Source organism: Bradyrhizobium guangdongense (assembly GCF_004114975.1).
GTDB classification, from domain to species: Bacteria; Pseudomonadota; Alphaproteobacteria; order Rhizobiales; family Xanthobacteraceae; genus Bradyrhizobium; species Bradyrhizobium guangdongense.
In genome coordinates, this window is the sequence record NZ_CP030051.1 from 285,365 (window position 1) to 300,123 (window position 14,759).

Genomic DNA, 14,759 nt, shown 5'->3' on the forward strand with positions numbered 1-14,759 from the left:
GATACGTCTGCGTTGAGCGACCGACACGCCTTGCCTTGAAGGGGGAGAGGATTCCGACGAATCCTTATTAATCCCAAAATCGGGCGTCTGACACCACCTTGAAAGGCCCCGAATCAGGCTGGTGGCAGCAAAATCCGGTGCAAAATCAGGATTTAACGAGCCGGGCCGCGAAAAATCCGTCGAGCCCGCCGAGCTTCGGGTCGGCGTGCGGCAGGTGGCTCGGCAAAGTGCGGAGATCGCCCTCTTTGGTGATGATCTCGCTGAGCCCGCAGACCTCGCTGGCCTCGATCGGCACGCGGCGAAGCGCGGGCTCTGCGGCCAGCAGCGTAGCGATCGCCTGCTCGCCTTCTTCGGGTTCCAGCGAACATGTGCAGTAAACCAGCGTGCCGCCGGGCTTGAGCAGCGACACGGATTTGCGCAGAAGCCGCTGCTGCAGAACCGTCATTGCGGCGACATCGGATTCCTGCCGCAGCCATGCGACGTCGGGATGCCGACGAATCGTCCCGGTCGAGGTGCAGGGCGCATCGATCAGGATTCCATCGAAGCCCTCTGCCGGTCCCGTCCATTCCACTGCGTCAGCGACCACGGTCTCGGCCTGGAGCGACAGCCGAGTCAGATTTTCGCGCAGGCGCGCCACCCGGGCCGGGGAGCGGTCAAGCGCCGTGACATGGGCGCCTGCCAGTGCCAGCTGCGCGGTCTTGCCGCCGGGAGCGGCACAGAGATCGGCGATGGATTTGCCCTTGATGTCGCCGAACAGCCGGACCGGCAGCGCGGCGGCGGCATCCTGCACCCACCATTGTCCTTCGGCGAAGCCGGGCAGCATCGTGACCGAGCCGTGCAGCAGCGTGCGCACCGATCCGGTCGGCAGCACCTCGCCATGCAGTCGGGTCGCCCATTGCGCGGCGTCGGACTTCACGGTCAGATCGAGTGAAGGCTCGTGGCCGAGCGCGAGCGCCATGTCCCGCGCGGTTGCCTCGCCGTAATGCGCGCTCCAGCGCGCCAGCAGCCAAGGCGGCAGGTCCAGCGATTGCGTCGCGACCTCCTCGACCAGCGCCTGGCCCTCGCGCGCACAGCGGCGCAGCACCGCGTTGACGAGGCCGGCATAGCGCGCGGCGCGCCGGTCGGATTGCACCAGACGGACCGAGAGATCGACCGCGGCGTGATCGGGCACGTCCATCCAGAGGATCTGGGCGGCGCCGATCAGCAGTGCACTCTGCGCGCGCGGCGCATCGGATGGGATGCCCTTGTCGAGCAGGCGCGACAGCACATGGCCGAGCGTGCCGAGCCGGCGCAGGATGGTTGCAACCAGCCGCCGCATCAGCGCGCGATCACGGTCGGCGAGCGTCTTCAGCCCGGGATGGGCGCCGGAGCCGTCGAGCTGGTCGTCAAGCGTGCGGTGCTTGTGCAGAACGCCGTCGACGATGTCGGCAGCGATCCGCCGCGCCGCGAGACCGGGCACTTCGGAGGGAGGAGCAAAACGTTGAGATGGCATGCGGACGTAAGGTTCTGAGCGAGCGGCAGTTCCGCCGAAAGGGGCGCATGCCTTAAGAAGTCCTTGTGTGGCATGCGAATATGCCAAATGTAAGAATGGCCTCTGGCGATTTCAGCCCTTGGCTGCCATTTCAGCAATGCGTTATTGGACGTCGCGCCGGTCTCGATCCTGCGCTAGGACCCGAACAATGAACGACCAGCCTCCCGCTCCCGACCGCAAGCCCTTGCCGCCGGCCGCCCAGCGCGCGCTGGCCGAAGCCGAGGCCCGCCGGCAAGCTGCCGCGGCCAAAGCCGGGACGGCACCCAAGGAGTTGCAGGGGCCGAAGGGACCCGAGCCGACGCGCTACGGCGATTGGGAGCGCAAAGGCATCGCCTCGGATTTTTGAGGCCAGCGGCCTCGCCCGGCAGCCTCCACGATTCCGCCGCTACAGATAATGGTGCTCCTGCAAGTAGCGGATGATGCGCTCGCAGGCCGTCTCGCTCGTCAGTTCCGAAGTGTCGATCGTGATTTCAGGCGCCTGCGGCGCCTCGTAGGGATCGTCGATGCCGGTGAACCCGGGCAGCTCTCCCGCCCGCGCCTTGCGATACAGCCCCTTGGGGTCGCGCCGCTCGCATTCGGCGAGCGGGGTTGCGACATGGATCTCGATGAACTCGCCCGCCTCGACCCGGTGCCGCGCCATCTCGCGCTCGCTGCGGAACGGTGAGATCAGCGCGACCAGGGCGATCATGCCGGCGTCGACGAACAGCGCCGCGATCTCGGCGACGCGCCGGACGTTCTCCATCCTTTCCGAGCTGGAAAAGCCGAGGTCACGATTGATGCCGTGGCGGAGATTGTCGCCGTCGAGCAGCGCCGCATGACGTCCGAACTCGGCCAGCCGCCGGTCGACGAGATTGGCGAGCGTCGATTTGCCGGCGCCGCTGAGCCCCGTGAACCACAGCACGCAGGGTCGCTGCTGCTTGAGCCGCGCGCGCACGGATTTGTCGACGGCGAGCCGTTGCCAGTGAACGTTGGTGGCGCGGCGGAGTGACAGCTCGGTCATGCCGGCCGCGGCCGTGCGATGGCTGATCGGGTCGACGAGAATGAAGCTGCCCATCTCGCGACTGTCGCGATAGGCCTCGAACACCAGGGCGCGGTCGAGGCTGAGATGGACATAGCCGATCTGGTTGGCATTGAGCGTGGTGGCGCTTTCCTGCGCCATTGTGTCGATCTCAATGCGGTGCTTGACAGTCGTGATCACTGCGCCGGTCGAAGCGGTGCCGCATTTGAGCATGTAGCGCCGGCCCGGCACCATGGCGTCGTCGTCGAACCAGGCGAGATGCGCCGCCAGCTGATCCGAGACGAGCGGTGCCGCTCCCGCGGTCAGCACGTCGCCGCGGCTGACGTCGATCTCGTCACTCAATGTCAGTGTTACGGATTCGCCGGCCGCGGCGTGATCGCGCTCGCCAACGGGCGTGAGAATCCGCGCGACATGGGTCCGTCGGCCCGACGGCTGCACCGTGACAGTCTCGCCGGACGAGATCGCTCCGCTGGCGATCCGTCCACTGAAGCCGCGAAACTCCGCATGCGGGCGGTTGACCCATTGCACCGGCAGCCGGAACGGCCGCCCCGAGATATCGCCGGCGACGTCGACTGACTCCAGATAAGCCGTGACTGTCGGCCCGGTGTACCAGGGCATGCGCGTGCTCGCGACGGCGATGTTGTCGCCGTCCGGCGCCACGACCGGGATGCATCGGACCTGCGAAATCCCGAGCTGTCCGGCCAGCGTCAGATATTCGGCGGTGACGGCCGCGAAACGGCCGCCGTCGAAGCCGACCAGATCCATCTTGTTCACGGCGAGCACGACGTGGCGAATGCCGAGCAGCGACAGGATGTGGCTGTGGCGCCGGGTCTGCGTGATCACGCCCTTGCGCGCATCGACCAGCACGACGGCAAGATCGGCATTGGAGGCGCCGGTTGCCATGTTGCGGGTGTATTGCGTGTGTCCCGGCGTGTCGGCAACAATGAAGCGGCGCAGCTTGGTGCGAAGAACCGGTAGGCGACATCGATGGTGATGCCCTGCTCGCGCTCGGCCTGCAGGCCGTCGACCAGCAGTGCGAAATCGAGATCGCCGCCCGTGGTGCCCGCGGTCTTGCTTTCCGATGTCAATGCGTCGAGCTGGTCGTCCAAAAGCGTCTTGGAATCGTAGAGCATCCGCCCGACCAGCGTGCTCTTGCCGTCGTCGACGCTGCCGCAGGTGACGAAACGCAAGGTCGGGCGATCGTCCTGGTCGAGCCGCGGCGCATCGGGAGCGGCGATCGTGGGGGCCTCGTGATAGGACATCAGAAGTAGCCTTCCGCTTTCTTGCGCTCCATCGAGGCGGGACTGTCGCGATCGATCATGCGTCCCTGCCGTTCGGACGTGCGTGAGGCCGTCATCTCCCGTACGATCTCCGGCAGCGTTGCCGCCGTCGAGATCGTCGCGCCGCTGAGCGGATAGCAGCCCAGCGTGCGAAACCTGACGGAGCGCCAGCGCGGCGCTTCATCCGCAAGCAGCGGCATGCGCTCATCGTCGACCATGATCAGCGTGCCGTCGCGCTCGACCACGGGGCGCTTTGCCGCCAGATAGAGCGGGACGATCGGGACGCTCTCGAGCAGGATGTAGTCCCAGACGTCGAGCTCGGTCCAGTTCGACAGCGGAAACACCCGCATGCTCTCGCCGGGCGCGAGCATCGTGTTGTACAGGCTCCACAGCTCCGGCCGCTGGTTCTTGGGATCCCAGCGATGCGCCGCGCTCCGGTGCGAGAACACGCGCTCCTTGGCGCGCGACTTCTCCTCGTCGCGCCGTGCGCCTCCAATCGCGGCGTCGAAGCCGTGGAGGTCCAGCGCCTGCCGCAATGCCTGCGTCTTCATCACGTCGGTGTAGCGGGCGGAGCCGTGGCTGAAGGGAGTGATGCCCTGGCTCAATCCGTCCTGGTTGGTGTGGACGATCAGGTCGAGGCCGAGCTCACGCGCGCGGCGGTCGCGAAATGCGATCATCTCGCGGAACTTCCAGGTCGTGTCGACATGCAGCAGCGGAAACGGCGGCCTGCCGGGATGAAAAGCCTTCATCGCCAGATGCAGCAGGACCGAGGAATCCTTGCCGATCGAGTAGAGCATGACCGGTTTGCGGAACTCGGCCACGGTCTCGCGCAGGATATGGATGCTTTCCGCTTCGAGGCGACGAAGATGGCTGGTGGCAATGTGGCGCATGGTGGCGTCATCGGACGCGTGGTGCGTCGGCGCTGCCACCATCGTGGGCGCGAGCTGTCCGCTCATGCGGCGGTACCGAGGCAATCGCCGAACAGACGCGCCGCGGTGTCGGTGTCCAGCGAGAGATCACGGATGCAGGCCGCCACGGAGGCGCGATACATCTCGTCGATGCCGTAGCGTCCGATCACCTGGAGCTGAGCCTCACTCAGCGAGGCGGTCTTGCGGCTCCGGTAGCGATAGGCCGTATCAGACCCATGAAGGCCGACCACGGTGTAGATCTTCGGCTCGCTGAGGAACGTCACGCCCGACCCCTTCGTTTCGATCTGCCCGCGCTCTTTCCAGTCGGTGACGGCGCTTTCGATGAAGCGTTCGCCCAGGCCGAGCCGGTCGAACAGCTTTCGCACCGAGCCGGTCGCGTCCTTGCTGGCTTCATAGACATAGTGCGTCACCGGCACGCCGTGCCGCCTTGCATAGCTCTCGACCCGAAGCGCGTTCAGGGAAGAGATCACATAGTTCTGGATCAGGCGGTCCTCGGGAACGCGGTCCGACCACTTCTCGAGCCACGATGCGAGCGAGCTCGCGGGGTCGCGGTCGAGCATGATCATGTGAAGCTTCTCGGCGGGCCAGCCTGCCTCGATCAGCGGCTGGAGCGGCAGGAACAGGCTTTCAGCCAGGACATAAGGTCCGGCCATTTCCTTGCTGAAGATGTGCGGCTGCTCTGCGGCCGTCGGCGCGGCCCAGGGCTCGCCCGCGTTTCCAAGCAAGCGATGGCGCAGCACGACCTTCACCGGCTGGAAGTAAGAAGGTATGCCGGCAACGCCGAACAGATTTGTGAGCGCGGTCGAACCCACGCGGCAACGCCCCCATGCGCAGTAGAGCGTCGGGAAGTCTTCGGGAGCCCAGTTCCGGAGCGTCTCGGCGAGGCAGTCCCTCACTTCCCACATCAATTCGTCCAGCGCCGCCGGTCTGTTCTGGTACTTGCCGTCAGGCGCGAGGACCATGGTGTCGAGTGAGGGATGGTCGCGGCGCACGAGATCGGCCAGGCGGTCGGTTTCTTCGACTGACGTGATGATGGTGCTCATCTCAGGACCTTTCGGGTTCAGGATCGTGTCGACAACGGTCTGGGCGCGGCGCAAATTGATGTCGACCGCGGCGGCGTAGAAGTGCGTGCCCTTGGTCGGAGCGCCGACCGCGTAGACATTCGGATAGGGATTGTCGTGGCGGTCGTGGACGCGGCTGTCGTCATAGCCGCAGCTGATGCCGCCGAGCGGGTCGAATGCGATCAGGCCCTGGCGCAGATGTCCTGGTAGAGCGGGCTGGCGTCCAGCCGGTAGGACGGTCCCGTCGCGTCGATGACGTAATCGACCTCGCGGCAATCGCCATCGTCCAGGATCGCGCGAAACCGGTCGCCGGTGGCGGTCACGCTGCGCAATCCGGCGCACGTCGAGAGCCTTCCTGACCGCATCAGGTCACGCATGCGGACGGCATTCTCCAGCGGCATCGCCGAGCGGTTGCGAAGCCAGCCGGAATTGTAGACGTCCATGAAGCGCATCTTCTCGGCATCGCTCATCCGGCTCCAGGCCTCGCACATCACGTCGATGACGCTGACGAGATAGGAGTGGACGCTGGGCTCGCCGGTTTCGGCGCGTGCGATGTTGTGTTCGAGATCATCAAGCGCATCGCCTCCGACGTTGCGGCAGGACAGATCGCAGCGGATCCCGGTGGTCTCGAGCAGTAGTTCCGAAAGGCGGGCAGCGAAGGCGTCCGCTTCGATCCGCGCGCGGCTGGTCACATAACCATGCAGAGCGTCGCGGAAGTCGTTCGCGATCTTGGGAACCGTCACCGGCTGCACCGTGGGAAACAGGCCGCTTCTCGAGAAGCAGGTCATCCTGACCGCCTGATGGCTCTTGGCGAGCGCTGCCGCGGTGTCGACCGCGCTGAGCCCGCTTCCGAGGATGCCGACCTCCGTGCCGGGCCGATCGGCGAAAGTGAATTGGGCGTAGGGATCTCTGATGTACTTCGGGTGTGCTGCCAGACCATAGGGATCATCGGGCGGGTTGTGACCCGTGCAGAGGATCAGTGCGGACGAGATGTGCGTGATGTTGCGGTCGGTCGTCAGGAGGACGTCGCGATCCGGCGAGAAGCGCATGCGGACCACCTCGGCATGTTCGACATGAACCGGCACGCCGATGCTCCAGCATTGCGCGATCGCAGCCAATCGCACGGCGTCGAGATAGTCCCGATAGACCATCCGTGGCAGATGCTTGTTGCCGGGGCAGGAGAGACCGCGGGCCTGGAGCCAGCGCAGAAACTCGTCCGCGTCGCCGGAGCGGATCGACATCGTCGACGGCTTCATGTTGAGCAGATGGCAATCGCTCTGGGTGCGATAGGCAACCCCGCCGTCGAAACCGGATTTGTCGAACAGCTGAATTCCGCTGACCGCGCCGTTATCTCGCCCCGATGCGGCGAGCTCCGCCAGATGGCGCAGGATCGTGATGCCGGTTGCGCCGCCGCCGACAATGCTGATGATCATCGCTCAATCCCCCAGATTAACTTGTTTGTCCCAGGCGCGAGCGGGGGCTCGGCGTGGGGGCCTCCCAAGAGCCGTTGGTAATTCGACGCGTCAGAAAGGACTTGCGGCCGGCATTGTGTCGGCCGCTGGGTATCCGGGCGTCAGGCCGCCCGCACCGTATCGAGGAATTTCGCAACCTCGTTCTTGAGGCGGCCACTCTCCATCGAGAGCGAGCGCGCGGATGCCAGAACCTGGGTCGACGCCGAACCGGTCGCGCTGGCGCCGTGGCTGACCTGGGCGATCTTGTCGGCAACTTCGACCGTTCCCTTGGCGGCCTCGCTGACGTTGCGTGCGATTTCGGCCGTCGCGGCGCCCTGCTCTTCGATGGTCGCCGCGATCGTCGTCGAGATGTCCGAAATCTTGGAGATGGTCGCGCCGATCGCCTTGATCGCGCCGACCGAGTCTTCCGTGGCCGACTGCATGCCGGCGATCTGCGCGCTGATTTCATCAGTCGCTTTCGCGGTCTGGGCCGCGAGCGCCTTGACCTCGCTGGCCACCACGGCGAAGCCGCGGCCGGACTCGCCGGCGCGTGCCGCTTCGATCGTGGCGTTCAATGCCAGCAGATTGGTCTGCTCCGCGATGGCGGTGATCAATTTCACGACGTCGCCGATCCGGCCTGCGGCCTTCAGCAATTCGTTGATCCGGGCATCGGTGTGCTCGGCCTGCTTCACCGCCTCGCCGGCAATGCGGCTGGAATCATGGACCTGGCGTCCGATCTCGACGACCGATGCGCTCATTTCCTCGGCGGCGGATGCCACGGCCCCGACATTGGTCGAGGCTTCCTCGGATGCCGCGGCCACCATTCCGGAAAGCTGCTCGGTCTCTTCCGCAGTCCCCGACAATGTGCCGGCGGCGGATTCGAGCTGTTGGGAAGCGGACGAAACCGAGTTGATGATGCCGCCGACCGCATCTTCGAACGCGCCGGCCAGCCGGATCATCTCCTGCTTGCGCCGCGTGGCGGCTGCCGCCTCCTGATCCTTCTGCTCGGCTTCCATCTGTTCGATGCGGATCAGATTGTCCCTGAACGTCTGCGCGGCCCGCGCGTTGTCGCCGACTTCGTCGCCGCGTGCGGTATAAGGGATTTCGACAGCCTTGTTGCCGCCGGCCAGTTGCAGCAGCACGTCGCCGATGCGACGGATCGGACGGGCGATGTTGAGCACTGAAAACAGCGCCGAGCCGGCCAGGACAAGGATCACGAGGACGCCGACGGCCAGACTGACCCAGGTCGCCTGCTCCAGCGCAGTCATCAGCTGGCTTTGCCGCAGAGCCGTATATTCGTTGTTGGCGGCGACCAGCTTGTCGACGCGCGTTGAGATTTCCTTAGCGGCCGGACGCAGCCGCTCTTCAAGTATGCGTGTCTTGGTGTCCTCCGCCTTCACGGCTGCGGCGGCCGCGGCCTTGTAGCGTACGGCCAGGGCCCCCAGCGCGTCGATTCCGTCCGCGATCTCCTTGTCGCCGCCAGCCGACTGGCGCACCCGTTTCAGGACACCGATCATCGCGTCGGCAAGGCCGGCGATACGGTCTTTCTGCTCGACGTCACCGGTTGCCGTGAAATGCCAATCGGAGGCGCTGACCGCCTTGAAGGACGCGTCGGCTTCGCGCAACGCAGCCTCGATGTTGAGGTGATTCGACGATGCGGCGACGGCGGGCGATGTCAGCAATTTATCGAGGGACTTGTTCCAGGCATCTTCAATCTGGTTAGTCGCGGCGAATTCCTTGATGGCGATGCCGCGAGCCTCGCCGAGATCGTTGCCGGCCTTGAGGGAGGCTTCGAGCTGGAGCTTCACCTCTCGGCAGAGCTCTTTGGCTTCGGCGCGCTTGGATCGCTGCAATGCCGCGTCTATTTCGGTCGTGGCATTGGCAAGGGAATTGCGCAGCACTTCCATTTGTTTGGCGAGGCTGTCGGCGGTAGCGGCAGATCCGATCTCCGCCACTGCGAGGCGAGCCCGGGTCACTGCGAGCTCGGCGCCCTGGGCATTGGCCTTGTTGGCGGTGTTGATGACGACCAATTCGCTCAGTCCCGCGATCTGCCCGTTCCTGATGAGCTGGTTGCCGAGCATGCCTCCAACGAGAAGGACCCCCGCACTTGCCGTCAGTCCGAGCTTTGTACCGATGCGAAACTTGAACGATGCCATGCCTACCGCTCCCCCACACGCATACCGAGTACTCTGCTCTATTACTAAACAAGAGCTGAAGATCAAACTCCGTACAACTACAGGGAGTACCGGGAGGAGAGCACTCGGAACCGCGCTGCGCGCAGGTGCGATTTTACGGCCAGCGATCATCCGGGCGAACCGCCGCACTGGCGCTATCGGCCGCAGGCCATGGCTCGGCCGTGCCTTGCCGTGTTCCCCGACTCAGTCCTAGCCTGATCTGATGCGTTTTCCGGATCGTCCCAATCTCCATCGGCCACGGTTCGGCGGCTCGCCGTTCCGCCATCGCTTCTCGGGATTGTTGCCATGGATGTTCGTGGTGGCCATCGTGGCGGCGATCGTGCTCACCTTCCGGCATGGGGCGAATTGGCCGCTTCGGCATCCGGCCGATGCGCGCGCGCAGGATGCCGAGATCATTCTTCGGCAGTCAGGCGGCCCCGACGACCGCCTGCCGGTCGATGTCATCCGCACCGTCGACGGCGACACCTTTCTGGCGCGCGTGCACCGGCGCGGTGGGCGCGATCTCGTCGCGCGCGTTCGCCTGCGCGGCATCGATGCGCCCGAGATGAAGGCATCCTGCCAGGACGAACTGGACAAGGCGGAAGCCGCCACCGAGGCGTTGCGCTCTCTGCTCGGTCAGGGCGGCGTCGCAATCTACAATCTCGGCTCGGAAAAATACGGGCGCGTCCTCGCCGACGTCGCGACCCAACGAACCCCCAACGTTTCGGCCGCGATGCTCGCGGGCGGTTACGCCCGCAGCTACAATGGCGGCCATCGCGACGGCTGGTGCGCGAGGCGCTGGCGCTTCTGGTAACGAAAAAGCCGCGTCGAAACGCGGCTGCCTCAATCTCTGTTGCGACCGCGGCGATCAGCGCGTCACGACGACCTTCGTTCCGACCGAGACGCGGCTGTAGAGATCGGTGATGTCGTCGTTGAGCATGCGGATGCAGCCGTAAGAGACGAAGCCACCGACTGAGCCGGGCACGTTGGTGCCGTGGATGGCATATTCCCCGCCGGCCAGCGTCATCGCAGCAACACCCATCGGGTTGCGCGGCGAGCCGCCCGGAATGACGTCGGGAAGCTGCGGCTTGTCGCGCTTAACCTCGGCGGGCGGCGACCAGGCCGGATTGCGATATTTGCCGTCGATCCGGGTCGTGCCGGCCCACTGTTTGCCGGACTTACCGACGCCGACCGGGTAACGCACCGCGTGCCCGTCATCGAGGATGAGATAGAGCCGCCGCTCGTTGGTTTTGACCACGATGGTGCCCGGCGAATAATCGGCCATGTGCGTACCCACCATTTCCGGCCGCGCCTCGGCCGTCGACGATATCAAGAGCCCGGCCCCGATGGTGGTGGCCAACGCCAGCGCAATCTTCATCGACATCGATTTTCCCCTGCCCCGAAACGGATCGTCCAAATTCACGCAAAACCGGCAATTGCCGGCCTGCCTCAGACATTCTTGACCGCGTTTGTTAACCGGGCGGTTTCCACGCGCGTGTGCCAAAGGCCAGCCAGCAGGGCAAAGAAAGGAAATGTTCGAAGTAAAGTAAATGACCTGAAAACAACACCCGGCGGGAAAGATGCAGCCGCGCCGCCCCGCATCGTGACAAGTGCGTGAGGATGTGAACGGGGGGTTCTTCAGGGATGCTGTGTCTAAGCTCGTGTCCCGGACGCGGCGCGGCACGCAGTGCTGCGACGCAGAGCCGAGACCCAGCTCTTTCTTCTGCGTAGATGGATGGGCCCCGGCTCTGCAGCGCATCGTCGAAGAGACGCTGCGCTGCGTCCGGGGCACGAGAGCTTACGCCGGCTTCCTGTTCTGCCGGTTCTTGACGAGATCGTCGACGACGGCGGGATCGGCCAGCGTCGAGGTGTCGCCGAGGCTGCCCGGCTCGTCCTCGGCGATCTTGCGCAGGATGCGGCGCATGATCTTGCCGGAGCGGGTCTTGGGCAGGCCGGGAGCGAACTGGATCTGGTCGGGCGAGGCGATCGGACCGATCTCCTTGCGCACCCAGGTGACGAGCTCCTTGCGCAGGTCCTCGGTCGGCTCGATGCCGGCCATCAGGGTGACATAGGCATAGATGCCCTGGCCCTTGATGTCGTGCGGGAAGCCGACGACGGCGGCCTCCGAAACCTTCTCATGCGCCACCAGCGCGCTTTCGACTTCGGCGGTCCCCATGCGATGGCCGGAGACGTTGATGACGTCGTCGACGCGGCCGGTGATCCAGTAATACCCATCGGCATCACGGCGGCAGCCGTCACCCGTAAAGTACTTACCTTTGTAGGTCGAGAAATAGGTCTGCTCGAAGCGCGCGTGATCGCCGTAGACCGTGCGCATCTGGCCGGGCCATGAGCGCGTCAAACACAGATTGCCTGATGTCTCACCCTCCAGCACCTTGCCATCGGCGTCGACGATCTCGGGCGCAACGCCGAAGAACGGCTGCGTCGCCGAGCCGGGCTTGAGCTTGGTCGCGCCCGGCAGCGGCGTGATCAGGATGCCGCCGGTCTCGGTCTGCCACCAGGTGTCGACGATCGGACAGCGATCGTCGCCGACGACGCGGTGATACCACTCCCAGGCTTCCGGATTGATCGGCTCGCCGACCGAGCCGAGCAGACGCAAGCTCGCGCGCGAGGTCTTCTTCACGGGCTCATCGCCGCCCTGCATCAGCGCGCGGATCGCGGTGGGTGCGGTGTAGAAGATGTTGACCTTGTGCTTGTCGATGACGTTCCAGAACCGGGAATTGTCCGGGTAATTCGGCACGCCTTCGAACATCAGCGTGGTCGCGCCATTGGCGAGCGGCCCGTAGAGAATGTAGCTGTGGCCGGTGACCCAGCCGACGTCGGCGGTGCACCAGTAGATGTCGCCGTCGTGATAATCGAACACGTATTGATGCGTGATCGAGGCGAACACGAGATAGCCGCCTGAGGTGTGCAGCACGCCCTTGGGCTGGCCGGTCGAGCCCGAGGTGTAGAGAATGAACAGCGGATCTTCGGCGTGCATGTGCTCGACCGGGCAGTCCGTCGTCACCATCGCCGCCGCCTCGTGATACCAGAGGTCCCGCGTCGGGTTCATGTCGACCTTGCCGCCGGTGCGCTTGACGACGATGACCCAATCGACGCCGTCGGCCTTGGCAAGCGCCGCATCGACATTGGCCTTCAGCGGCACCTTCTTGCCGCCGCGCAGGCCTTCGTCCGCGGTGATGATCACCTTGGACTGGCAGTCGTTGATGCGCTGGGCGAGCGAATCTGGCGAGAAGCCGGCGAACACCACGGAGTGGATCGCGCCGATCCGCGCGCAGGCCAGCATCGCGTAGGCCGCTTCCGGAATCATCGGCAGATAGATGGTGACGCGGTCACCCTTCCTAACATTGCGGGTGCGCAGGATGTTGGCCATCCGGCAGACCTCGTCGTGCAGCTCCTTGTAGGTGATGTGCTTCGACTGCGAGGGATCGTCGCCTTCCCAGATGATCGCGGTCTGGTTGCCGCGCTTGGCGAGATGGCGGTCGATGCAGTTATGGGCGACGTTGAGGATGCCGTCCTCGAACCATTTGATCGAGATGTTACCCGGCGCGAAGGAGACGTTTTCGATCTTCGTCGGCGCGTGCATCCAGTCGATGCGCTTGGCCTGCTCGGCCCAGAAGGCGTTGGGGTCCGCGAGCGATCGGGCGTACATGTCCTTGTACTTGGCCTGGTCGATCCAGGCCCGCTTGGCCCATTCCGCGGGGACGTCGTAGATCTTCTCGGACATGCTTCCCTCCACATACGGCAAGCCGAGCACAGGGGACTGGCAAGCCGATTTCATCGTTGGACGATTATGCGTCGGGCTAACCGGACCCGACAAGCAGCACAAGCTGGACCTTCGATGAGGGGCCGGCCATGCGGAGGATCAAGGTTCGCGGTCCGGTTGTCGCAAGTCTGAAACAAGCGGACCGTCTGCATTCGCTCTTGACCCCAATTTCCGGAACAGCCCCGCGCAGGTCGCCCATGCATCATAGGAGGTATTTAGAAACCTTCCTTCACTGATTCGGGACTCGCAATGCGGTTCGGAACACCCTAAATGGCCAACCCGGGGTCCGAAGAGACTTCTTGGAACAAAAATCAGAACAGCGGCATTGATCGGTAACAGACAGGGCTAAAGGCTTAAGGCTATGATGGATCAGCAGAATCTCGGCACGGCGCGGCCCGCTTCGGCCGATCCTGCCGCCATTGCGCTGGCCAAGGCCCTCGGACAATGGCCGAAACCGGCCGGTTCCTCGCGTCCCAGCCCGAAAAAGGTCTACGACACGGCCCCGGCGAGCTCGGTTGAGGCGCTTGCCAAGGAGCTGGGCTTGCGGCTCGGCGACCAGAACGAGCTGACCATTCGCCGCATCAGGCGCGGCAAGGGATATTCCTTCGTCCGCCCCAACGGCGCGCATATCCGCGACGCCCGCACCATCCGCCGGCTGCACGCCATGGCGGTTCCGCCGGCCTATCGCGAGGTGCGCTACTCCGCCGATCCGAGCTCGCACCTCCAGGCGGTGGGCCGCGATGCCGCGGGACGGCTGCAATATCGCTACCATGCCGACTGGGAGAAGGTCCGCGAGCAGCGCAAGGCGCATCGTCTGGAAAGGCTGGTCGGTGCGCTGCCCAAGATCCGGCGCAAGGTCTCGGCGTTCCTGTCGGGCGACGAGCCGACGCGGGAGTTTGCACTCTCGGCGGTGATCGAGCTGATCGCGCGCACCGCGATCCGTCCCGGCAATGAATCCTACGCCCGCCTCAACGGCACCCGCGGCGCGACCACGCTGCTGAAGTCGAACGTCACGCTGGAAGACGACTGCTTCGTGCTGACCTTCAAGGCGAAGGGCGGCAAGGCCGTGCGCAAGGAATGCGACGCCGCCAAGCTGGTGCGCGCCATCGGCATTTTGCAGGGCGTCCCCGGCAAGCGGATGTTCCAGTACCGCGATGCCTACGGCATCGTGCGTGCGGTCAGCACCACGCAGGTGAACGCATTCCTGCGCGAGATCGCCGGCATCAAGATTTCGCTGAAGGACTTCCGCACGCTGATGGCGTCTGCCGTCGTCGTGGAATCGCTGTCGCGGATCACGCCGGCCACCAGCCAGCGCGGCCGCAAGAAGCAGGTGCTGGATGCGATCCGCGCCGCCGCCGACAAGCTCTCCAACACGCCGGCAATCTGCCGCAAGAGCTACGTTCACGACACCATCGTCACCGCCTTCGAGGAAGGAATCCTCGAGCGCTTCGCCGCGACCATGAAAGGCCAGCGCTCGCAGGCAAAGCGTGAGCAGCTGCTGGCGCAGGTGGTGGCGACTGCGGCGGTGTAA

10 protein-coding genes and 1 pseudogene are annotated in these 14,759 nt (G+C 64.9%); 3 read left to right on the forward strand and 8 right to left on the reverse strand.

Annotated features, from left to right (window positions below; all coding sequences use genetic code 11):
* Positions 1-145: 145 nt before the first annotated feature.
* Positions 146-1,492, reverse strand: a complete 1,347-nt coding sequence (locus tag X265_RS01345; protein WP_128963282.1) for an RsmB/NOP family class I SAM-dependent RNA methyltransferase — start codon at positions 1,490-1,492, stop codon at positions 146-148.
* Between the two features lie 187 nt (positions 1,493-1,679).
* On the opposite strand from X265_RS01345, the gene X265_RS01350 reads away from it, so the two are divergent.
* On the forward strand, positions 1,680-1,877 hold the full coding sequence (locus X265_RS01350; RefSeq protein WP_128963283.1) for a DUF1674 domain-containing protein: 198 nt from the start codon (positions 1,680-1,682) through the stop codon (positions 1,875-1,877).
* Between the two features lie 39 nt (positions 1,878-1,916).
* Here X265_RS01350 and cysC read toward each other — a convergent pair.
* The 5 genes and pseudogenes from cysC to X265_RS01375 all read right to left on the reverse strand — a co-directional run bounded on the left by cysC (position 1,917) and on the right by X265_RS01375 (position 9,426).
* Positions 1,917-3,811 (reverse strand): annotated as a pseudogene (gene cysC / locus X265_RS01355) (adenylyl-sulfate kinase).
* Complete coding sequence (gene cysD / locus X265_RS01360; RefSeq protein ID WP_244659434.1) at positions 3,811-4,761, reverse strand: sulfate adenylyltransferase subunit CysD; 951 nt, start codon at positions 4,759-4,761, stop codon at positions 3,811-3,813. Before cysD ends, cysC begins: the two are co-directional and overlap by 1 nt.
* A 20-nt stretch (positions 4,762-4,781) precedes the next feature.
* Positions 4,782-6,095: a sulfotransferase family protein gene (locus tag X265_RS01365; RefSeq protein ID WP_308421714.1), complete on the reverse strand. Its 1,314-nt coding sequence runs from the start codon at positions 6,093-6,095 to the stop codon at positions 4,782-4,784.
* The gene (locus X265_RS01370; protein ID WP_164938369.1) at positions 6,002-7,252 is read right to left on the reverse strand and encodes an FAD/NAD(P)-binding protein; all 1,251 of its coding nucleotides are present in this window, start codon (positions 7,250-7,252) and stop codon (positions 6,002-6,004) included. The genes X265_RS01365 and X265_RS01370 overlap by 94 nt, the downstream gene beginning before the upstream one ends.
* A 140-nt stretch (positions 7,253-7,392) precedes the next feature.
* On the reverse strand, positions 7,393-9,426 hold the full coding sequence (locus X265_RS01375; protein WP_128963284.1) for a methyl-accepting chemotaxis protein: 2,034 nt from the start codon (positions 9,424-9,426) through the stop codon (positions 7,393-7,395).
* Positions 9,427-9,667: 241 nt separating this feature from the next.
* Here X265_RS01375 and X265_RS01380 point away from each other — a divergent pair, with 241 nt between their 5' ends.
* Positions 9,668-10,258 carry a thermonuclease family protein gene (locus X265_RS01380; RefSeq protein WP_128963285.1) on the forward strand — a complete coding sequence of 197 codons (591 nt, stop codon included), beginning with the start codon at positions 9,668-9,670 and terminating at the stop codon, positions 10,256-10,258.
* Positions 10,259-10,312: 54 nt separating this feature from the next.
* Here X265_RS01380 and X265_RS01385 read toward each other — a convergent pair whose 3' ends face one another.
* Together X265_RS01385 and acs are read right to left on the reverse strand one after the other, a co-directional pair.
* Entirely contained in the window at positions 10,313-10,828 is a 516-nt protein-coding gene (locus X265_RS01385; protein WP_128963286.1) for a L,D-transpeptidase, read from the reverse strand.
* A gap of 414 nt (positions 10,829-11,242) precedes the next feature.
* A complete protein-coding gene (gene acs, locus X265_RS01390) occupies positions 11,243-13,189 on the reverse strand; it encodes an acetate--CoA ligase (RefSeq protein ID WP_164938370.1) in 1,947 nt (648 codons plus the stop codon).
* Positions 13,190-13,589: 400 nt separating this feature from the next.
* On the opposite strand from acs, the gene X265_RS01395 reads away from it, so the two are divergent.
* On the forward strand, positions 13,590-14,759 hold the full coding sequence (locus tag X265_RS01395; protein WP_128963287.1) for a DNA topoisomerase IB: 1,170 nt from the start codon (positions 13,590-13,592) through the stop codon (positions 14,757-14,759).

What these genes read in the sequence shown, in the direction of transcription:
- X265_RS01345 (WP_128963282.1), bottom strand. Translation starts at nt 1,492, where the DNA reads ATGCCATCTCAACGTTTTGCTCCTCCCTCCGAAGTGCCCGGTCTCGCG.
- X265_RS01395 (WP_128963287.1), top strand. Translation starts at nt 13,590, where the DNA reads ATGATGGATCAGCAGAATCTCGGCACGGCGCGGCCCGCTTCGGCCGAT.
- X265_RS01385 (WP_128963286.1), bottom strand. Translation starts at nt 10,828, where the DNA reads ATGTCGATGAAGATTGCGCTGGCGTTGGCCACCACCATCGGGGCCGGG.
- cysD (WP_244659434.1), bottom strand. Translation starts at nt 4,761, where the DNA reads ATGGTGGCAGCGCCGACGCACCACGCGTCCGATGACGCCACCATGCGC.
- X265_RS01350 (WP_128963283.1), top strand. Translation starts at nt 1,680, where the DNA reads ATGAACGACCAGCCTCCCGCTCCCGACCGCAAGCCCTTGCCGCCGGCC.
- X265_RS01370 (WP_164938369.1), bottom strand. Translation starts at nt 7,252, where the DNA reads ATGATCATCAGCATTGTCGGCGGCGGCGCAACCGGCATCACGATCCTG.
- X265_RS01380 (WP_128963285.1), top strand. Translation starts at nt 9,668, where the DNA reads ATGCGTTTTCCGGATCGTCCCAATCTCCATCGGCCACGGTTCGGCGGC.
- X265_RS01375 (WP_128963284.1), bottom strand. Translation starts at nt 9,426, where the DNA reads ATGGCATCGTTCAAGTTTCGCATCGGTACAAAGCTCGGACTGACGGCA.
- acs (WP_164938370.1), bottom strand. Translation starts at nt 13,189, where the DNA reads ATGTCCGAGAAGATCTACGACGTCCCCGCGGAATGGGCCAAGCGGGCC.